The following is a 19,759-nucleotide window of genomic DNA, read 5'->3' as shown; positions in this document are numbered from 1 at the left end:
CCGCACAGATGCAGCCCTCACGATCGCCACAGCGTGGCTGGCCGCTGTACGTGGCTGGGGGCGATCGAAGGTCCAGGGCTTCGTTCCTCAGCCCCGGCCCACCGAACAACGTGGCTGATCACCGTATACACGGTGGACGGCGATGAGTTCAGCGCTCAGTTCGTGCGCCCTGAGGCCCCGCCCGGTACCGTGCGAGCGTCTCCATCGCCAGCCCTACGATAAGTCGTACTCGTCGATCCATAGATCGGCTCCAGCTCTGTGAAGAAGACTGATGGCTTCTTCGTCAAGAAGGAGTCCTCGCGGGCTGGAGTGCTCTCCCGGTTCGAACGACCGAAGCATGACCAACGTGGCCGCTGCGCCGCCAGCGGTCAGCTCTCCGATTCGATCCCAGGCGCCGGCCAACTGATTCATCACAGCTTCCACCTGCTCATTGAGTGAGGCGGTCTCCGCAAGGCCGGAGTCGAGCATCCATTCGTGTCGTGGCGGTAGCAGGCGCCCACTCTTCCTGCCGCGTCGTGACTCCTTCGCCTCAGACCGAGTCGGCTCGACGCCCACGTATTGGCTGATCTGCCCGGGATCCAGTTCATCGGACCGGATCATGAAGTAGACCTGCTGCTCGACGATCACGTGGAAACGGTAGCGGTTCAAGGGTTGGCGGGCGCCTGCATCACTTGGAAGGGGCAATGGCTTCCATTGCTCAAGACCCTGATCGTCGTGCCACTAGCGTGCCAGGCAGTGCACACCCCGTGCCCACGAGGAGCCGGTCGTTGTACTGAGCCGGATCATAGATCCCGTCCCTGTCGCCGAACGCCCACCTGACCATCGTGTTCGCCGCCCTGGCCATCAGCCGATGGATCGAACACCGAACCGGCCGGTCGATCAAGAAGTTCGTCCGCACCGCACGCCGCTACCGAACCGTCCACATCCGAGCCGGCCGCCACATCCTCACCGCCGCCGACCCCCTGCCCACCGACCTACGCGACGCGCTCAACCAGATCCACGGCCGGGAAGGTGCGCACTAAATTGAGCCAACTCGGGTCACATGCACCGGCAGCACAATGCACGGCGCCGTTCGAGCCCGCGGAGAGCCCAGGCGGAAGAGGGCGTTGGCCAGGCTCATAGACCGATCCCTTCCGCAACCCCGGGAAACCAACGCCTTCGGAGCCGCTGCGCCACCACCCGAGGCGACGACCTACCCCTTTGATGACGCCGACATCGGGAGCAGGCCCAGATCCACCAGCCGCAGCGCTGCATCGTGCAGCAAGGAGCTCTCCAGTCCCTCCTCACTCGCCACTCCTTCGAGGACCTGGCGGCTGATGTCAGGCAGACCGAGGACACGCCTCATCCAATCGGGAACCTGACCGATGACAGGTCCTTTTTGGCCGATCGCATAAAGAACGGTGCCATCGCAGGCGGGATCGACAGCGAAGGCCTGGCACACCGCAGCATGGTGTCTCAAGGTACCGAACCACGCTGAACCATTGTTCCAGAACAGTTCGGTACGAATACCGAACGTGGCCAGACTTCCCGCCTGCACATGATTGATCAACGCCTTGAACAGCTCGTGAGTCGCCAGGAACTTTGCATCTGCATCGATATCACGTGATCCCTCACAAAGGAACTCGTAGAAACATTCCTCCAGCGACAGACCCTTCTCGCCGTAAGGGATCTCGCGGAACTGATCGAAGCTCGGCGAGGCGAGGAATCGTGCGCACAGGTCAGAATCTTTGATTCCCTGGCCGGCGAGCAGCGTCAGCGTCTTCGGAAAGGATGCCCGCAAACCGCCATGTCCATCGACATGCCCGCGCAGGATCATGCCCTGGATACGCGAGGTGGTCCGGGACAACTCGTCCAGGTCTACGGAGGACAGTGCGGAGCGCTGTGCAGGCGTCAGCGAAAGCGAAGCACTCTCCGGCCCATTGGCGATGAACTCGTCGCGGAACTCTTTATGATAAATCAGCGCATGGAGAGTCTCGACGAGACCTGTCTCACTGGGCATCCTTGTACCACCTTTCCGCGATATCGACCAGCCTGAGGTAGTTGGGCACCGTCTTGGGGGCGAAATCACCTCGACCATCGAACACCGGATCCTCGTACGTGACCCCGATCAGATTCGGGCAGAGCGGCAGCAGGTGCTCGAGCAACTCAAGCTGCTCGTCCAAGAGGATCCCGTGGTGCAGATCGCGGAACTTGTTTCCGACGATCTGGCAGCCTGACAGGTGGAACTCGACGCAGCGGTCCAAGGGAAGGAGCTCGAGTTCCTGCAGAGCAGCCTCTCCCCGCACCCCCCGGATCCACTGATAGCTAATGATATGACCGATATCGATCGTGGCCAGGACGTCCGCCGTCTCCACGACGTCCGAAAAGTATTGAAACGCGTTCTCGTGCCCCAGATAGAACGTGCCGCCCTCAGTGAAACCAGGGAACTCTATGGAGATGGGAGCGTCCAGCAGCTGCCGCCATTGGATCGCATGCTCGATACACATCTCCCGGCCCTCCGGCGTGAGCAGGGGAGGCAAGGGGTAGGGAAGCGACTTCCCGCGGAAAGACCAGATCCCAAGGTCTTCGACGACCCAGCTGAAACCGTACCTGGCGATGAGGTCATTCGTGAAGCGGGCGGCCTCTTCCTTGTCGAACGGCTCGGGATTGCCGATGTTCAGTCGGGTGTGATGGAACACGCGCGGCATGTCCGCAGGCAGGAGGCTGCAGATATCGTCATATGCAGCGTAGTAGCGGGCCGCTTCAAGGGGGCCGTAGTCGCGAGGCTGGAAGGAGAAGAACAGATACGAAAACGCACTGAGCTGGCGCTCAAGAAACTGTCGGACGGCAGGCGTCACACCATCGCCACCTCGGCTTCCGCCGGTCGTAGAAAACCCTACGCGGCCGCCCCATGGCATGTCCAAGCCCACACCGAGACCAAGCCGCGACAGGCCTTCGACCCCGAACGAACCCTCGGCTTTACCCTGTATGCCAACAGTGGCGCCCACCGTGTCCACGCCCATTCTGCCGATCACTCCCACACTGCTCGTATTGCCGAATCGATGATTGAGACTCTTCGACCAGACGCGTCCCCCTACGACGACGCTTCGGTCTCAGCCACCTGCCGCGTCTCAGCCTCAGCCTCCTCTGCGAGAATTCGCAGTCCACGCATGTTCATCATCACGATCAGGAGAATCCCCGCAGCGCTGACCAGGTAGACCGCGCGGAGGCCGAGCCAATCCGCGAGAAACCCGCCGGCCAGCATGCCGATGGGTGACAAGCCACTCGCGACCAGGCGGAACACGGAAGCGACCCGCCCCAGCAACTCGTCCGGCACGAGAGCTTGCCTGATGGTGGCACTGACAACGGTCCAGGCAACCAAAGGAATGCCCTGCGCGAAGAAGGCGACACCGACGACGACCACGGAATCCGAGATCGCCACAGGCACCATGAGCAGTGCGTAGAGGCCGACTGAACAATACAGAACAGGCTGCATGCCCCAGCGATTGATCATCCGAGATGACACGAGACCGCCGAGTACCGCACCCACCGATGTCGAAGCGAAGAGCAAAGCATAACCGACATCGCCGAGCTGGAGTTCCTGCTTTGCATACAGGATGAAGGTTGCCTCAGGCATCCATCCGAACAGGTTCCACCCCGCAACGACGAAGACCAACGACCGCAGTGAACGTCGTCGGAAAAGCCATCGAAGACCCTCGGCCACCTGTCGACCGAAGGATCCGGACGGCGGAGCGGCTCTGGTCTGCGTGGGAGCAAGATCGGACGAGCGCGCGAGACGTGCCAGAAAGTATGCAGACCCCGCGAACGAAAGCGCATCGATGGCGAAGGGTAAACTTTTCGATATAGCGAAGATCGGCCCACCCAGCGCCGGGCCGATGATGCCGTTCCCAAGCTCTGTGACCGTGGACAGGTAGCCGTTCGCCTGCGCCAGCTTGTTTTTAGGGACGATGCTGGGAAGATACGCCACGGATCCGGTACCGAAAAGAACCCCGCAAATGCCAAGGACAAATGTAATCACGAACAATTCCCAGAGCACCAGCCGACCGCTGAGCAGCAAGAGGACCAAACCCGCAAGGATCGCTGCGCGCAGGACATCGACAACGACCAACAGCCGACGCCGATCAATACGGTCTACAAGCGCTCCGGCCGGGAGTGCGAAGATCAACGCCGGGAGCATACCTGCGGCAGCGAGTGCAGAAATCACTTGCGGGCTCATCGTCAGGGACGCCGCCAGGAGCGGCAGGGTGACAAGTTGAATTCCATCCCCGACCGTCGAGATGGTAGCTGCGGCCATAACCTCGGGAAACCCGGGTAGCCGCCTCAGGCTGCTCTTACCCTGGCTCACTTGTCTCCTCTTGCCTCGTGACCTGGTGACATGGCGGCGCCTAATCAGGACAACGCTCCGCGATCCCGTACTGGAAGAGCACCTCCACCGCCTCCAGCGCCGCTTGGCTGTCCTCGGCCAGGTCTTTGACATAAGCAGGCGACCTCATCAGCACCTCGCAGGCATCGGCTGCCCTCCCACTCACACGGAAGCGGCTCCGGCCCGTCTGGATCGCAGGGTCCTGACCGCCGCGATGGACTACGGGCCATACCCCTGGTCGAAGCCGGACCTTATCCACCACGGCGACCTTCGTCCCGGTGACCAGCTCCGAGAAAAGGTTCGAGCGGACCGCGTCCAGCATGCTGTCGTCTGACCTGAGGATCTGTTCGAGGACGCCCTCGGCAGCCGCCGCCTGCTGGACGACCTGGCCAAGCCGCGCCACCTGCCGCGGCAGATCTTCCCGGATAGCGGCGACCAACTTGTCCCCCAGGGGAACGGGTCCGGCGAAGGAGGGCGCACCCAACGCGGTTTGAATCAACGAGGTGAGCAGGTCGGACCATCTGATCGCATTGATGCTTATGGTCACGTGCACGGACAGGGTGTCGGCGGTGCGCGCGAGATGCGGCATTCCGCGCGGCACGTACAGGAAATCGCCCGGGTTGAGGGTGTATTCCGCGACTGGGCTCAACTCCGCGGGCGGGTCGATTCCGAAACTGCGGTGTTCCCAGGGCCGCACTGGTTCGTACAGCGTCCAGTTCTTGCTGCCCTGTAGCTGGATGACCAACGACTCAGCCGCATCGGCGTGGATCTCGAAGCCGCGGGCGTTCGAAGGCGTGATGAAGAGATCGGCATCGACACCCTGGCCGACCCGCATCTCGATGTCCTTGCAGAAGCGTCGGAGCCTCGGCAGATGCAGCGAAGCCGGCCGGATGACCAGAGTGGCACCCGCGTCGATGAGGCGCGAGACCTTCACGGGATCGATCGTGTCCCGAGGTCCTACGTAGCTCGGGCCGACGTCCATAAGGTACAGCTTCTCGTCAAGCAGCTGGTTGTCCTTCGCCATCCGAACGGAACTGGCCGCCAGGGGACGGCCGGTGACGCAGTCATCGATCTCCGCGGTGGAGACCGGAACAGCATCCTTGTCGAATGCGGCCGGCCTGTAGAGGTGGGCACGAGACAGCACCGTTTCGAAGAAGTACTCGGTGTCATCCACACACGATGCCAACGCGTCACTCATGATTCCTCCCGGGGCGTCATATCGTTTTTTCTTATTGCTCTATTGACGATCGAAGATGTACCAGATGTTGCCCTCGTATGCCGGGAGGTCGGCCTGACTCAGCGACTTGAGACGCTTGTCCCAGGCCTCGCGAAACGTGAACCCGGCAGTCGACGCGATTTCCAGGAGCTGGTCACTGCTTATCGACACCTGATGCTGTACCTCGCTGAGGAGCGTGTTTCCCAAGGTATCCCGGACGGTGACCCGTTCCAGTGACTCTCCTGCCAGCGTGTCGACGGAGAGCACCTCCCATGTCATTTCTCCCTGAGGCATATTCCAGGTGGCGCCTCCGGGCATGGAGTTGGTATCGACCTCCAGCGCGAAGACCGCACCCTCAACCAGCGACTGGCCCATCAGCCGCATATGCCGGGATACCCGCCCCATACTTCCGAGATATCGCAAGGAATTAGCGGCGGAGATGGCGCCACCGAAGAACCGCTGGATCCCAAAGTTCGCCATGTCGGCGATGATGGGCCGGAATCTTTCGAGCAGGCCCTGTGCCTCCACGTTGGCCGCGGCCGCAGCAACCGATCGTTCGGACACATCCACGCCATAGACCTCAACCCCCTGCGACAACAGTGATATCGAGAGCCGGCCGAACCCACAGCAGCAGTCGAGCACTGGTCTGTCGAGTGTCGCGGCGGCCGAGGCCACGGTCGTGACTGCAGCGTCGGTGTCCTCGGCCGGACCTTCCTCATCGAGATACCAGTCCGCGATATCCGATTCGAAAAGGGTGCTCACATATCCATGCCGCTCAAGCGCTTCGAGGCCTTTGCGGGTCAACTCGCTTCCGTTGCAGATGCCATTGCGGACGACAATGGGTCCCCGCGGGTCACGTATGACCAGGTCGACCGAATCGACGATGGCCACCGCATTGGTCGGAAGTACCCGTAGTTGACCATCGGGATCGAAGAGTATCACCGCAACACCGCTTCCAGAGCGCGCACAACTGTGCGCATGACGAGATCGTGATGTTTGGTCATTGGCACGGGCATCCATTCGAGCAGATCCACGCCGAGCAGCGGACCTTTCATGCGATCGACCGTCGCATCGAGGTCTTGGGGTGTTCCTCCCGGGCCAGAAACGGGGAAGCGCACCTCAGGAAAGATGTCCGGGTCGAAGTAGTCGAAGTCGAACGACAGCCAACTCGGCCCATGGACGTCATACTCCAGACGTCTGGACCGGAGTTGATCAGACTCATGACGCCATCCCACTCCATGCCACTGGTGACCGAAGTCCCGGCCCGCGTGGTAGGCAAAGGAGTAGTTGCTGAGGTAAGGCACTTGATAGCTGTCGTGATGTGCGTCGACATGGACGACGTCGAGTGCCCCCACACACTCCCGAGCTGCCCAGGCGGTTGCGTACGAGAGGGAGTGATCCCCGCCCAGGAGGAGCGGAGTGAGGCCATCCCGCAGGCAGTCGCCTATTGCGAACCTGACCATCGACGGAATGTATCTACCCAATGACCGGGATATGGTTATCTGTCCCACGACGTGTGCACGCAGGGATACCGGCAGATCTTCCAGTACAGAATGCCAAGCCGGGCTTGACCCACCGGAGCCCGGTACCTTCGTCCCACCGTCGTAGTCAACGACGATTGCACGCACCTTACGCATCGGCAGCACTCTCGCGTCTGTTCCTGTGAAATGCCGTCCGGCACGTACGCGCCTGGCCGGAATTCTGATCGCTCATACCGTCACCGGTGTGAAGTCACCGTCGGCGTACCTGCCGATGAAGTCGACGAACACTCCGCCGGGGTTCTTGCTGATGTTGCACGCGATCACGTCAGGTGCATCGACGCGCCCAGTCTCGGCATAGGCGTTCGAACGGCAGCCGCCACGACAACTACTGGCAGCCGGACACCTATGGGTGTTCTCGCAGTTGACTCCTCGATACCGGGTGAAAACCTCCGCGGAGTACCACGCGTCCTCGAGCGATGTTTCGCGAAGGTTGGGCCCGGAGAACAGGGCGCTTTCGCGACTCGTCATCGTCGGGCACAGCGCGATCTCACCATCTGCCGTGACGTAGACCAGGTCTGCCCCCACGCCGCACTCCGGCTCCACCCCAGGGATTCCCGCGTCGGCGGGGTCACACAAGCGTGATGCTCTGGCTCCCAAGCCCATCAGGGGTGCTACTGCTTCCCAGAACTCCTCATGGCTGACGGCGAAGTCGTCACCGCCACCGACGATCCTGTCCAGGTTGACCATCTGGCCGAGCTCGCTGTGGAACCAATTCGCTGTTTCTCGGATGGTCGAGAGATTCTTCCGGTGCACTTGCGTCACGACTTTAGTTCTGAGGCCTGCGTCGCGCGCCGCCTTGATGTTCCTCATCACTCGGGACCATGAGCCCCTGCGGCCCCGAATTGATTCGTGGATCTCGGCAAGGTGTGACTCCATCGTCACCTGGACCTGGCGTACCTTGCTCTCCGTGATGTAGGCGATCGCTCCTTCATCGAGCAGGTATCCATTCGTGTGGATATCCACGATCATGTCGTGGGAGCGCGCGTGCGCTACCAAATCTCGCCATGATGGGTAGAGAAGGAATTCTCCACCTGTGAAGCAGATCTCACGCACTGCCAGATCCGCCGCCTGGTCCAGCAGCGCAACTATTTCAGCGGGCTCGAGTCGCTCACGTCGAGTAGGAGCTGAACCGCTGTAACAATAGTCACACGAAAAGTTGCAGGTCAGTGCGGTCTCGATCTGCATGCGCCGGAGCCAGGGTTCCGCCTTGACGATGCGGAGGACGCCGTTGAGTTCCTTCTGCGGAGACAGCCATCCTCGGCCTATCGCTCGTTCCACAAACCCTGCTGCACGGTCGTCGACGACCTGTTCCGGGTTGCGGAGATAGGGCAGCGTGACGTCGGACAGAACTGCCGGTGAGTAGCCCTGCACACCCTGGACCTCGAGGGATTTACGGTGAGGCCGGTGAGTGAACACGAACATGTAGGGCTCCATACAATCGCGTAATTTAACTCCGCCTACACAAGGCTGAGTGACGCCCTGCGTAGGCGGGGTCATGAATGTGAGCCGGCAAGCGTCAAGATATTGCCGGCCTCAGATCAGCAACTCAGGCGCTCTGCGGAGCCACCCAGGCAAGCTGAAACTCTTCCTCAACGTTGGCTTCCGGGTGCGTCGACGGGCAGCGATACGCCGAGACGAAAGCGATCTGGAGGACAGCCTGCAGGTCCTCCTCGGACTGCCTGGAAACCTGAAGGTCGTTGATGAGCTCCATGGATACTTTCTCCTTTCTGTAGATACGTGGGGAGGACGTTACTGATCGCCGAGAAGAAGTGTCAACGTTTTCTGAACGGCCTCATGGCAACTCCGGGATCGTTGCCGGGCATACTGCGGGCAGCATCCGCACGACTCGCTGAGTGTGAATTTTCGTCACCTATTTCGGTGTACTTGATCGCTTGCCGAGAAAAGTGCTTCTATAGTGACGTAGCGCTTCAAGCAGCCAATGATTGATTTCATTGGTGGCTTTTTCGTCTGCCGTGCGCCAGGCGACTGTCTGTGGTCATCTGGCATTGATCATCTCTGCGATATCCGACCACGTCCGGGCGCACTCCCTCGCTACCTTGGCGATGGAGGCCCGGCAGTGCGGCGGCACGTTCTCCGCGACCTCTGCCCATTGCGTGGTCGTCACCGTCCTGGAGTCCAGCCACCTGAGCAGCAGGCGGCCGGAATCGGAATAGCGAAGCGACGGGTCACGCCGCAATGTGTCGATTATTCGTGTGACGTCGATCCGGTCCGTGGTGCCGCCGGCGCCGTTCAGCGAGGCCCTTCGCTGAGACACGTCTTCATCGGTGGACTTCAATCGATCAGGAACGGGGTCCACGCCCGCGAGGACCCGCCGCCGCACGTCCTGGGCAGTCGCGATCGAGATGCCTGCCACTTGAGCGATCTCCCTGAGCGTCGCGTCCGGGCGCTCCGCAATCACCTCGCTGGCAACCAGTCGTCCCTTCGCGGCGTTCAGCGGCCGGACTCTGCCATCCGCGCCCGTCCTGGCCTGGACTTCACCGGACCCTTCGGTCTGCGTGCGCAGGGACGCCACGGTTGCCGCCGCCAAGCCCGCCGACAAGGCGATCGCCCGGTCCGAGAGATACGGATGGGACCGCATGATGCGTGCCGCGGCCGACTTCCGATCAGCCAAGCTCAGCGGTAGACCATGTGAGACGTTCGCCTGGACGCCTAACCGGAATGCCTCGTCAGAGGTCCCGTGAAAGAACTGCACCTCGATGTCGGTGCGACCGCCCAGCCGGGCGGCAGTGAGGCGGTGCATCCCATCGATGACGCGCATGGTGGCGAAATGCACGAGTATGGGCGGTAGCGGGTCCTCCACCTCGGCAAGTGCACGTGCGTGGTCGAGATCCACTCCCTGGCAACGCGGCGAATCCGCCGCCGTCAACTCAGCGAGCCTCACGCGTACGACATCGTCGGCGATGAATCCGCTCTCCCGGTCCGCCGGCTCTGAAGCGCGTCTCTCCACGAAGCTCCCTTCCGATAGGTACGGCCACCGCAGCTCGCCGTGATCACGGTGTTCCTCGGCACAGGCGTGCTATCGCCGGCAGCAGGACAGCTCGATGCCGATGCCGGATCGACCAGGTCAGGCCGTGTTCGAGTCCTGTCGTGAAGCACGGAGCACCAAGCTGCGAAGCGGGCACACGCGTCAGGCGACGGCCGTCGGGCGAGACGTTGGGCAATGGCACCATCACGTCCAATCCGGCGGGCGGTGGCAGCGGCGATGAAGGAACATGGACCGCAGAACACCGGAACCAACGCTTCGGCGGAACAGGCACAGTCGGCCCCCTTAATGCGTGCGTGATCGTGCACGACAATATGGAGGGGCGGTATGTTGCTGGTATGCGGCACAACCGCTGTAGTCACGACCTCGGTTGCGCGGACAGGATCGAGGGTCGTCACGGCCGGTCGCCAACGGCTCGACGTTGTTCAACCGATTGCTTCGAGCAGTTGAACAAGCACTGGCAGCACTTCGAGTTGGAGTGACCGAGCTGCGCGACAGTCCCGACGCACGCGTACGGCGGGCCCCGCATGGGATACACGCCGCGCACGTCCAACACGGTTCTCGCTCGTGACCGCGTGGTTCATACGCGGTTCCCTGGCCGGGCTCATCTGGGCGTCAGATGCGCGGAAGAAGATTCAGCACCTGATCGATCGATACCTCCGGCCCGCTGAATGGCAAATCAGAGCTCAGTGGGTCTTCTTCGGCCGGTCTCGACAGCGGGGAATTTGACGGCACGCCCCATCAAACCGTGCAAGACATCCCGGCTGTCAGCGGAGGCTGCTCGGTTGCGCCATAAGTGACCACACTCGACGCAGCGCTGGGTCACCAGGTATTCGCCGCGCTCGTAAAGGACACCGACCGGCTCCATCATGCCTCGACAGGTGGCGAGGCGGTCACCGGGTGAGACATCGACATGCCGGGACCACAGGCAGCGTGGGCAGTGGTTCGTGTATCCCGTCCCCAATACCTCTTTGTGGCAGTTGGCACAGTTGAAGTCCTCGCGGCGGCGAACGAATCGCTTGGGACTTTCCGTCACGATGGCATGCCTCTTCCGGCCGCTCTGCGGCTTATCAGCAGCGCAGAAATGATCAACAGGCGACAGGGCACTTATCCAAGCGGCGGTGAGCCTGACTGTCACGTCAGTCATTTTGTTTCCCATATCCCTCATGGGCGTCGTTGACTCGACAGGGGCCGCAGTATCAAAATTGCTTTTGATCTGTTTCCTCATGCCGCTCAACGAGCAAAGTAGGCCGCTGGCCAAATGCCCATAACCGGGTTCATGGGCAGCACCTGCGCGGCCGCCAGTGCGACGGTCACTTCCTGCAGGGTGACGCCGAGGGCGCGGGTCAGCGCCGACACTTGCCGGTTGTCGAGCACCGTCGCCCAGGTGATGACGATGGCGTTGACCGCCGCCAGGGAGAGCAGGATGGTCGTCCAGACCAGGAGCACGTGCCGCAGCGTCGCCACCTGGCTTTCGCTGTATCCGCCGGCGGCCGGCTGGGTGCCGAGGAAGGCGTTCAGCACCAGCAGAGCGTAGATCCCGCTGACCATGACCGCGATGCTGGTCGCGCCGCAGCACCACCCGTCGCGGGCGGCGGGCGGCGACCCGCAGAGCGAGCAGCAGCGGGACGGGCAGGCGCGCCGAGGCGGCGATCACCCAGTCGGTGCGGCGGTCGCATAAGTATGGCGCCACCGTGATCGCCGCCGCCGACGGCCCGACCAGCGCTGGCCACCACGTCGGGTCTCTTCGTCGCCGCCCGGGTAATCTCGTACGGGTCACCGGCCGCGTCGCGCAGGACGAGCCCGAGCGTCAGCGTCGTGATGGCGGCCAGGATGGCGAGCAGCAGAAGCGCGGCGAAGGGGATGCGCGACTCGAATTGGTTCACCTGTACTGCTTGCACAGGGAATTCGACCGTGCCGAGAAGGAAACCCGCGCAGCCTTGCGTCTGGACGAAGAGTTTGGCATTCGATGGAAGGAAGCAGCGGCCACCACTGCCTCGGCGTCATGCACCGAGCACGGGAAGAACATGGCTTCGCCCATGTCGCTCGCGTGCACGGACTGTGCTCGTGCGTCGCGGACGGTAGATCGTTTCGGCGGCCAATCCATGGACAGACCCCTCGGACGATCAAGAGAAGATCTGATGAGAGGGGTGCGGCGGGCTGCTTGGTCAGTATTCGGCAGGCCGTATCAAGTGCTGGTCAAGCCACCAATGTTTCTTGTACGGCTGTTCGTCCGGCCTGGCTGGAGCCGATTTGCCGCATAGGGTTCAGCCCGCCTACTCGAGCCTCGCTGACGCCGCCCACACTGACCGTGTGCTCACGAGCCGGTTACGGTTTGGTGGGTAGGCGGTGAGAGCGAAACTACCGATAGGTGGCTGTCGCTTCGGGTCGACCCAGCCGGTCCGCCGTTGCGGGCGAGCGGAACCATGCCGCGCCGCGTTGTGTGTCCATGTATTCGCGGATCCGCTTGATCAGGCCGGACTCCAGCTCGAAGATGAAGCAGTATTCGTTGTCGTAGTGACCACCGTGGGCGAGGGTGGCCTGCAGCCGCATCTCGACGACCACGGTGTCGCCGTCGGCGTAGAAGCCGCCGGACTCGATGGACACGTTGTCGACGAAGACCGTGGAGAACTCCTCGGTCAGGAATCGCACGATACGGTCCCGCCCGATGAGATGGTGCGTTCCATCGATGGCGCGAGAGGTCGCGTTGTCGGCGGGGGCGAGCCACTCCGCGTCGGGGGCGAAGACGTCGCGGACCCGGTCCGCATCACGCGTGGCAAAGACCTGCCACGCGTCGATGACGCGTTGCTTGTTCGATACTGCACTCACGGGACGACCTCCTGTAGATGGGTGAACCTGGATTCTCACGGGTTGCTGATCAGCAGGTCTGGCCACATTCGGCCAACATCGGCAACCGGTCCGGATCCGTCCGATCCGGCGAGCCGATCGATGCCATGCTGGAAGCGTGAACGCAGTCGGCGCCGTCCTGACCACCGGCATCTACTGCCGCGACGACTGCCCAGGCCGCCCCCGCCCGGCGAACACCACCCGCTACCCGTCCGCGGCCGCGGCGGAAACGGCCGGATACCGCGCCTGCCATCGGTGCCGCCCGTACCGGCAAGAACCCATCACCGTCTCAGACATGCCCGCACTGGTGTGCCGCGGGATCCAACTCATCGCCGACGGAGCGCTGGACGACGCGACGGAGAGCAGGCTCGCCGGCCGGCTCGGCGTGTCGCCGCGTCACCTTCGGCGCATATTTCTTCAGCATGCCGGGGTCACGCCCGACCAACTCGCCCGCTCCCGGCGCGCGCACTTCGCCCGCCGACTGCTCGACGACACCGACCTACGCATAGCCGACATTGCCTTCGCCGCGGGCTTCGGCAGCGTTCGACAGCTCAACCGGGTCCTCGCCGATGTCTTCCACGGCACCCCGCGTGAGCTGCGGGCTCGGCGGCGGGTCACCGACCGCCTCCAAGCCGACGGCGGACTGGCCATCCGGCTCGCCCACGACAAGCCGCTAGATTTCGCGGCCGCCCTGCGCCACCTGGCCGCACGGGCGACACCGACTGTCGAAGCAGTCTCCGGCGCCTGTTATCGGCGCACCATCTCCATCGACCATGACCCCGGCATGATCGAGATCACCCAGCGATCCCCAACCGAGCTGTTGCTCCTCGCCCATCTTCCCCGGCTCAACGGCCTCATCCACCACGTCCACCGGGCCCGGCGCATCTTCGCCCTCGACGACCCTGCCAAGACGTGCGGTTCCTGGGATCCATTCGAAGTCGGCGTGTACGACATCGTACGTGCCGGGGTGCCGGATGCCACACGGGCACGGGCCATCCTGGGTGACCTCGCCAGCCGGTTCGGCGCGGTCGCGCCTGGCCTCGCCCCAGCCGGCCTCACCAGGATGTTTCCGCAACCCGACATCCTCGCTTGGGCCGATCTCGACGCGCTGCCCCTCCCCGATACCACCATCCACACCCTACGATCGTTCGCGCAGGCGGCCGCCGATGAATCGGCAGCCCACCGCCAGAGCAGCCCGCGTTCATTCTTGATGCGGCAGGGCGTCTTGTGAACTCTCGCGCCGGTTCATGGTGAACAGGCCGGGTTGTGGCTGGGTGAGGATGTCCCGGCCGACCGGGCCGTCCGGTAGGCGGCGGGTGAGCCGCCACACGAATACAGCCCTACGATCGCCCCGTGTTGGCTGGCCTCCGTCGTTGGTTGGGGGCGATCGGCGATCCGGTGCTTCGTTCCTCAGCACCGGCTCATCGAATAGCGGTCGCCTGCCCGTCCTTTCGTGCCCACGCCCTAACCTGTCATTCGCCAAGGCGTGATCACACCGGACCCGCTCACGCGCTTGTTGGGCTTTGCGATCTCTTTCACTATGACGCGTCGGAATCAGATGGTTCCCTGTCCCGGCCAGAGTGGAACAGCTCGAGCAGATGGGCCGATGGGTCAGTGGCGTAGCAGTTTCAGGCTGGTCTCGGTGTCGGTGATGGCGAGGCGGCCCTGGCCGCCGATCGGGAAGGTGGCCAAAGGGGAAGTGTGGCCGATGTCGATGTTGGCCAAGACGGGGATGCGGGTCAGTGCCGGTTGGGCGCCGATGATCTGTTCCAGCAGCGGGCGAGACATGCGGCTGGCGTGCTGGAAGCGCCCGATCATCAGTCCTCGTATGCCCGGAGCGTCGGGAAGCTGCAGCAATGAGGTCAGGTCGCGTGCGAAGGTCGCCGGGTGCGACTCCAGGTCATCCTCGACGATCAGCATCGCGCCGTCGAGAGATGGCATGTACGGGGTGCCCTGTAGCAGGTTCAGCGTGCACAGATTGCCGCCGACGATGTGGCCCTCGGTGGTGCCGGTTTGGATCGGCCACCATCCGTCGTTCGGGGTCAGTTCGCGCTTGTCCTGATCGAGGAACCAGAGATCGTCGCTCCAGTGCACTGCCGGGGCCAGCGTGATCGGAGCGGAGTCGAACATGACCGAGGCGAACCAGTGCAGGGTCTGGTCGAAGTGGTCTCGCATCCCGAACGTCGACCAGTGCGGACCGGAGTAGGTGACCAGCCCGGTTCGCGCAAGGATGGCGTTCTGCAGGGCCGTGATGTCGGAGTATCCGCACAAGATCTTCGGGTTGGCGCGGATCAGCTCCCAGTCCAGTAACGGCAGGAGCTCGTTGCAGTTGTAGCCGCCGATGACCGTCAGGATCGCCGCCACCGATGGGTCCGCGAAGGCCTCGTGCAGATCGCTGACTCGCGAGGCGATGCTGGAGGAGTCGAACGCGTCTCGCTCATCGACATGGCTGCCGTAGGAGAGCGTCAGGCCGAGCTCGGCGAACCGAGACCTGATGATGTCGGTGTGGTCGTGCTCCATCACCATCGCACGGGACCGGGCTGGCGCTACCACTCGTATGAACGTCGCCTGCGTTCAGCTTGGGAGGGAAGATCATATCCATCACTACCGAAGCGTAACGGCGAACCGATCAGCGGGGCCTGCCGGTTGCAGTCCCAGTTGCAGTACAAGGCCGTTCAGGGGCGTTCAAGAAGGACCAGCGACAAGCGCTGACCTGCACTGGACTATATGGAACGACTCGAATTGGATCTTTTAATCCGTAGGTTCCGGGTTCGAGACCCGGGCGCCCTACCACTCCTCACCTCGAATCCTGCTTCTGAGCTGGGATTTCGCCTTGTGGCGGCTTGAGCGTCGGATGCAGCCCGACCGGTTCGCCGATGTGCTCGCCTAGTTGTGCGGCACGCTCGGTTTGGCCCCGTCGCCAGTGTCGTGGGCCAGTCGGCGGGCGGCCCGACCGCGGTGGCGCTGGCAGAGTGCCACCCGGTCGGGGGCGGAGCCAAATCTACAATCTTGAGAGATTGTAGATTTCCTGGCTCAACAATCTGAGATTGTTGATTTGCTTGTCGAGCAGATTGTAGATTTGCCGCGTGGACCAGACCGCGATCTCGTTCGACCCGGACACCGGCCTGCCCCGGGGATGATCATAGGGGTACTCGGCAGGAGTATCGTGTGCGGTTGTGACTCGCCGCCCTCCTGACGATCACCTGGATGAGCTGATCGAGCGGGCGATTGTGGACGCCTACACCGACGATGAGCAGCTCTCCGGCTTCCATGTGATGATCGGTGACAATCTGGCGGTGCCGTTCGAGACGACCGTGCTCGGCCTGCAGGTCACCGTCACCGCTATCGACTTCCTCGTGGGGAGCGGCATCGTGGCGATCTGCCGCCACGGCCGGCACCGGCAGGCGATCGGCATCCTGGATCTGCCGCTGCCCGACCCGCCACCGGCCGGCGCCGAGTGGATCGACGCGTTCCGACGCTGGGCCTGGTGAGATCGTGAGCGAGTACCACTGGGGCGGCTTTCGCGGTGACCCCCCGCATGATGGATCGCCGGCTTTCATGCCTCGGGTACGCCCTAGCCAGATGCCGCCTGAGCTCATTGCATTAGGTGCTTTGAGGCCCAGCGGCGCTGGAGCCGGCCAATCGTTGCTCGCCGTGATTGCTCGCGCCGGTCACGTAGATGCGGGGCATGCGCCAGACCCGGAAGGGATGCCGTGTGGGTCCAGTAGCTGGCCAACGCAACAAGGAACGCGTCGACCTGCTCCGGTTCGGCGGCTTCGCCGACCGGGTGACCGAAGAAGATCTCGTCGGGGTCAACGTCGCCGAGATCGGACTGCAACAGCAGGCAGACCAAATCGACCCATGCCGGCCCGATGCATGCGCGTCCCCAGTCGATGACGTGCGCTGTTCCGCATGGGCTGACGAGTATGTTGTCGAAGCGCAGATCAAAATGCAGGAGCGTGTCACCGACCGCAAGCTCGGTCCACATCGCTTCGACGGAGGCGAGGCGGGACAGGTGCCTGCGTTCCCATTCGCCCATGCTGTCAACGGTGACCGCGCCCCAGGCACCGTTGCGCTCCAGCTCCCGCCAGGTCTCACACCGCCCAGCCATCTGCTCGGCCAGTGTTGGCAGGCCGCCGATCGGCGAGGGCGTCAACTCCCGAGCGCATACAGCCAGCGCCTCCAAGGCGGCGGGCAGCTCATCGAGCCGCCACGGCTCATGCGGCAGCGCGCCCGGCGCGACGTCGAAGCACAGCAGCAGCCACCCCGCCAGCTCACACGCGAATCGCAGCCGTGGCGTGGGTACCGTCTGGGGCAACGCGGCGGCGACAACCATCTCGGTCCGGTAGTCCTGCACGCTGGCCGCATCGTCGCGTATGGCCTTGATGAACACCTGCTCACCGATGGACAGCGTGGCGACACCGAGAACGCCGAAGGAGAAGCCGCCTTGACGTTCGTCGAAGTCCTGCACGGTAGAGCCCAGCCGGTATTCGACTTCGTGTCTCACGATGTCCGGGAGCTCAGTCCAATCGCGCCGCTGAGTTCTCATATGTCCCAACTAACCAGGAGCTCTCTGTCGACGGCGAACCATTTGCCGGCAGCATCAAGCGATCCGGCAAAGCGACCTGGGCCAACGGACCGCCCCTGATCTACCGGCGGCGTCTCAGCGAGATGCCTCCGGCCAGCCGCCGTTAACGGATGGGGTAGGCGTCCTCCAATTCATGGCGATCCCCAGGCAGCACGGACTCGACGACAGCCCACGGCTTCCCGGTGGCGTCACAGGCAACGGCGTAAACGGCCAGCAGGGCGGCCGAGCTCTTGACGTCGATGAGCCCGCTTTCTTCCTTGGTGGGTTACGTGCTGTGACGTGCTCGATGATGTGGTCGAGCGTGGTGCCGGCCGCAGCTTCGACGTACCGGCGAACACCCTGCTTTAGCTCTGCTGATTCGGTCAGCGGCGTGCCGTCGGCCACCGAGAGCGGTAGCCAGGTGGAGGAGATCTCTGTCGGCTCGTTGTCGTGCTCAACCAGCGTTCGGCGCAGCACAACGGGTGATTTGGTCTTGGTCCCGAGGTAGCTCGCGATCCTGTTCCGTTCGGCGCTCGGCGCCATCAACTCGGCACGTCGGAACCTGGGCCAGTCTCCCGCGTAATCCACGCCAGGCAGTCGGCGCTTCCCGCTCGTACCGGAACAGCGATGATCTCCGGCACATCGTAGGAGTGCGCTTCCCGCACGCTCGCGGCCAGATCGTCGAAGAGATCAGCGGTGGTCTTGAGCAACAGCAACCACTCCTCAGCCTCTTCGACCTTGCCCTCTCACCAGTACGTCGATGTGATCGGTCCGACCACCTGAGCACAAGCAGCCAAGCGCCGCTCCACCACAACCCGGCAGATCTTTGCCGCCTCGCCCCGATCGCCAACGGTTACGTGAACCTCGATGTGGTCGGCCACGCCACTTACGCTGCCGAAATGTTCTTGTAGGTATCAGGCGGCGGCGCGGCGCGCCGCTGTACCCCGCGCCGTCCCTCCCGCGCTGCGCGTGCGGTCTGGGGGCCGTTCTCGCGCGAGCGCCGCGCGGGGCATCGCCGTACGGCGGCCCCGCCATACATCCCGAACCCGCCGACCAAGCGCCGCGCCACCGCACAAGCCGCTCCAGGGAACTTCCAACGACTTCATCAGCAGCATCGCGACCACAACGACCGGTAAGTTCCGGGCCAGCGCCGCACCGTGGCCGGGTATTGGCTAGCAAGTACCCCTACCAAAGATCTCATTTGCCTTCGATCAGCGACGCGTCAATGCCCAGTAGGGGCAGGCAGGGCGCGAACCCTTTGATACTGACGTGGACAGTGCGGTGCTACTCCCAGGAAGCCCGGGGCAGGCACAGCCGATGTTCTACAACCATTTTCCCGTCCAATACCTGGCGGTGGTGGCCGTCAGGTTGGTAGCCGAGCTTGCGCGAGATAGCCAGGGAGGCATGGTTGTGTTCAAGCGCGCCCGAAAGGGCTTCATCGGCATTCAGGCTGGCGAAGGCCAGGTGGAGTACCGCTGCGCGCATTTCGGTGCCGATTCCCTGTCCCTGATAGCGGCGATCGAGCCATGAACTTGTCCGTACCTGACGCGTGACGGCCAGGTCCCGGGCGGCGAGGTTCTGTTGCCCGACCACTGTTCCCCCGCGGAATACCGTGAAGTTGAGCACCCAGTCTCGTGGGGTCCATGCCCCGAGTTGCCGCCAGTGATAGTGGATCACACTGCGGGCAACCTCAGCGGGCGGAGCATCGGTCCACCGCACGATGAACGGCGAAGCGTCGGGGTCGTGGATACCCTCGGCGGCCAGATCAGCAAGAGCCGACAGCTCCTCTGATGTCGGCAGCCGGAGATCGAGGTGCGGCCTGGTCAGCCGCAGCCCAACCAGAGGAAAATGATCGATCGGCACAACGCTATCTTGATCGACCACCAGCAACCAGAGCATCCCGTTTCGCGCATGTTGCCCTGCCCCCGCCGCTCGATCATCCGGGGCAGCGGGCGGGGGCACGGAGAGCGTGGCGCAGGGCCGGGGGTACTGCAACAGAGGCACACGACGTATACACCGGCGGCCAGCCGTCCCAGGTCTGGGTGACTGAGCAGCGCTCTAACGTTGGCCCAGATAGTCCTTATACCGAAACGGTCGGTCACTACGCGCTAATGATCTCCGTCCTCATGCTGCCCTCTCGATCGCCTTGGTGGCTGGTGTCTGGGCGTGGTTGGGGGCGATCGATCTCGACGGTACGGGACTTCGTTCCTCAGCCCCGGCC

The 19,759-nt window shown here is 63.2% G+C and carries 21 protein-coding genes and 2 pseudogenes; 5 read left to right on the top strand and 18 right to left on the bottom strand.

The window, feature by feature from the left end; translation table 11 throughout:
* Window positions 1-213 precede the first annotated feature (213 nt).
* Window positions 214-627 (bottom strand): DUF4279 domain-containing protein, encoded by a 414-nt coding sequence (locus tag OHA25_RS11670; protein WP_327587586.1) that lies wholly within the window; start codon window positions 625-627, stop codon window positions 214-216.
* Between the two features lie 173 nt (window positions 628-800).
* Here OHA25_RS11670 and OHA25_RS11665 point away from each other — a divergent pair.
* A pseudogene (locus OHA25_RS11665) lies at window positions 801-1,022 on the top strand (IS1634 family transposase); the annotation flags it as partial.
* A 170-nt stretch (window positions 1,023-1,192) separates the two neighbouring features.
* Here OHA25_RS11665 and OHA25_RS11660 read toward each other — a convergent pair.
* The 11 genes from OHA25_RS11660 to OHA25_RS11615 form a co-directional block, all read right to left on the bottom strand.
* A complete protein-coding gene (locus OHA25_RS11660) occupies window positions 1,193-1,999 on the bottom strand; it encodes a hypothetical protein (RefSeq protein WP_327587585.1) in 807 nt (268 codons plus the stop codon).
* Window positions 1,989-3,002, bottom strand: coding sequence for a multinuclear nonheme iron-dependent oxidase (locus OHA25_RS11655; RefSeq protein WP_327587584.1), 1,014 nt, complete (start codon window positions 3,000-3,002; stop codon window positions 1,989-1,991). The genes OHA25_RS11660 and OHA25_RS11655 overlap by 11 nt, the downstream gene beginning before the upstream one ends.
* Before the next feature lie 71 nt (window positions 3,003-3,073).
* Window positions 3,074-4,345 (bottom strand): MFS transporter, encoded by a 1,272-nt coding sequence (locus tag OHA25_RS11650; protein WP_327587583.1) that lies wholly within the window; start codon window positions 4,343-4,345, stop codon window positions 3,074-3,076.
* 40 nt (window positions 4,346-4,385) lie between these two features.
* Window positions 4,386-5,561 (bottom strand): JmjC domain-containing protein, encoded by a 1,176-nt coding sequence (locus OHA25_RS11645; protein ID WP_327587582.1) that lies wholly within the window; start codon window positions 5,559-5,561, stop codon window positions 4,386-4,388.
* Between the two features lie 39 nt (window positions 5,562-5,600).
* Window positions 5,601-6,521 (bottom strand): SAM-dependent methyltransferase, encoded by a 921-nt coding sequence (locus OHA25_RS11640; RefSeq protein ID WP_327587581.1) that lies wholly within the window; start codon window positions 6,519-6,521, stop codon window positions 5,601-5,603.
* Window positions 6,518-7,216 carry an arginase family protein gene (locus tag OHA25_RS11635; RefSeq protein ID WP_327587580.1) on the bottom strand — a complete coding sequence of 233 codons (699 nt, stop codon included), beginning with the start codon at window positions 7,214-7,216 and terminating at the stop codon, window positions 6,518-6,520. Before OHA25_RS11635 ends, OHA25_RS11640 begins: the two co-directional genes overlap by 4 nt.
* Before the next feature lie 72 nt (window positions 7,217-7,288).
* The gene (locus OHA25_RS11630; protein ID WP_327587579.1) at window positions 7,289-8,542 is read right to left on the bottom strand and encodes a radical SAM/SPASM domain-containing protein; all 1,254 of its coding nucleotides are present in this window, start codon (window positions 8,540-8,542) and stop codon (window positions 7,289-7,291) included.
* A 124-nt stretch (window positions 8,543-8,666) separates the two neighbouring features.
* On the bottom strand, window positions 8,667-8,831 hold the full coding sequence (locus OHA25_RS11625) for a hypothetical protein (RefSeq protein ID WP_327587578.1): 165 nt from the start codon (window positions 8,829-8,831) through the stop codon (window positions 8,667-8,669).
* 285 nt (window positions 8,832-9,116) lie between these two features.
* Complete coding sequence (locus tag OHA25_RS11620; protein ID WP_327587577.1) at window positions 9,117-10,088, bottom strand: ParB/RepB/Spo0J family partition protein; 972 nt, start codon at window positions 10,086-10,088, stop codon at window positions 9,117-9,119.
* A 715-nt stretch (window positions 10,089-10,803) separates the two neighbouring features.
* Complete coding sequence (locus OHA25_RS61245; RefSeq protein ID WP_442942100.1) at window positions 10,804-11,271, bottom strand: RNHCP domain-containing protein; 468 nt, start codon at window positions 11,269-11,271, stop codon at window positions 10,804-10,806.
* Between the two features lie 86 nt (window positions 11,272-11,357).
* A complete protein-coding gene (locus tag OHA25_RS11615; protein ID WP_327587576.1) occupies window positions 11,358-11,675 on the bottom strand; it encodes a hypothetical protein in 318 nt (105 codons plus the stop codon).
* Between OHA25_RS11615 and OHA25_RS11610 the strand changes: the two genes are divergently transcribed.
* Entirely contained in the window at window positions 11,674-11,805 is a 132-nt protein-coding gene (locus OHA25_RS11610) for a hypothetical protein (protein WP_327587575.1), read from the top strand. The two genes, OHA25_RS11615 and OHA25_RS11610, sit on opposite strands and share 2 nt — an antisense overlap.
* 13 nt (window positions 11,806-11,818) lie before the next feature.
* Window positions 11,819-12,388 carry a hypothetical protein gene (locus tag OHA25_RS11605; protein WP_327587574.1) on the top strand — a complete coding sequence of 190 codons (570 nt, stop codon included), beginning with the start codon at window positions 11,819-11,821 and terminating at the stop codon, window positions 12,386-12,388.
* Window positions 12,389-12,485: 97 nt separating this feature from the next.
* Here OHA25_RS11605 and OHA25_RS11600 read toward each other — a convergent pair whose 3' ends face one another.
* The gene (locus tag OHA25_RS11600; protein ID WP_327587573.1) at window positions 12,486-12,953 is read right to left on the bottom strand and encodes a nuclear transport factor 2 family protein; all 468 of its coding nucleotides are present in this window, start codon (window positions 12,951-12,953) and stop codon (window positions 12,486-12,488) included.
* Window positions 12,954-13,089: 136 nt separating this feature from the next.
* Between OHA25_RS11600 and OHA25_RS11595 the strand changes: the two genes are divergently transcribed.
* On the top strand, window positions 13,090-14,202 hold the full coding sequence (locus OHA25_RS11595) for a helix-turn-helix domain-containing protein (RefSeq protein ID WP_327587572.1): 1,113 nt from the start codon (window positions 13,090-13,092) through the stop codon (window positions 14,200-14,202).
* 380 nt (window positions 14,203-14,582) lie between these two features.
* Here the strand turns inward: OHA25_RS11595 and OHA25_RS11590 are convergent, their stop codons facing one another.
* Complete coding sequence (locus OHA25_RS11590; RefSeq protein ID WP_442942099.1) at window positions 14,583-15,524, bottom strand: S66 family peptidase; 942 nt, start codon at window positions 15,522-15,524, stop codon at window positions 14,583-14,585.
* Between the two features lie 623 nt (window positions 15,525-16,147).
* Between OHA25_RS11590 and OHA25_RS11585 the strand changes: the two genes are divergently transcribed.
* Entirely contained in the window at window positions 16,148-16,462 is a 315-nt protein-coding gene (locus OHA25_RS11585) for a hypothetical protein (RefSeq protein WP_327587570.1), read from the top strand.
* Window positions 16,463-16,566: 104 nt separating this feature from the next.
* On the opposite strand, the gene OHA25_RS11580 is transcribed toward OHA25_RS11585, so the two are convergent.
* The 4 genes and pseudogenes from OHA25_RS11580 to OHA25_RS11570 all read right to left on the bottom strand — a co-directional run bounded on the left by OHA25_RS11580 (window position 16,567) and on the right by OHA25_RS11570 (window position 19,437).
* The gene (locus OHA25_RS11580; protein WP_327587569.1) at window positions 16,567-17,478 is read right to left on the bottom strand and encodes an aminoglycoside phosphotransferase family protein; all 912 of its coding nucleotides are present in this window, start codon (window positions 17,476-17,478) and stop codon (window positions 16,567-16,569) included.
* 156 nt (window positions 17,479-17,634) lie between these two features.
* Window positions 17,635-18,081 (bottom strand): UTRA domain-containing protein, encoded by a 447-nt coding sequence (locus OHA25_RS61240; protein ID WP_442942098.1) that lies wholly within the window; start codon window positions 18,079-18,081, stop codon window positions 17,635-17,637.
* Window positions 18,081-18,419: pseudogene (cutA, locus tag OHA25_RS11575) on the bottom strand (divalent-cation tolerance protein CutA). The gene OHA25_RS61240 and the pseudogene cutA overlap by 1 nt, the downstream one beginning before the upstream one ends.
* Before the next feature lie 403 nt (window positions 18,420-18,822).
* On the bottom strand, window positions 18,823-19,437 hold the full coding sequence (locus tag OHA25_RS11570) for a GNAT family N-acetyltransferase (protein ID WP_327587568.1): 615 nt from the start codon (window positions 19,435-19,437) through the stop codon (window positions 18,823-18,825).
* Window positions 19,438-19,759 lie beyond the last annotated feature (322 nt).

Origin of the sequence: Nonomuraea sp. NBC_00507, assembly GCF_036013525.1 — a bacterium.
Lineage (GTDB): Bacteria > Actinomycetota > Actinomycetes > Streptosporangiales > Streptosporangiaceae > Nonomuraea.
This window is presented reverse-complemented; position numbering and strand designations above follow the sequence as displayed.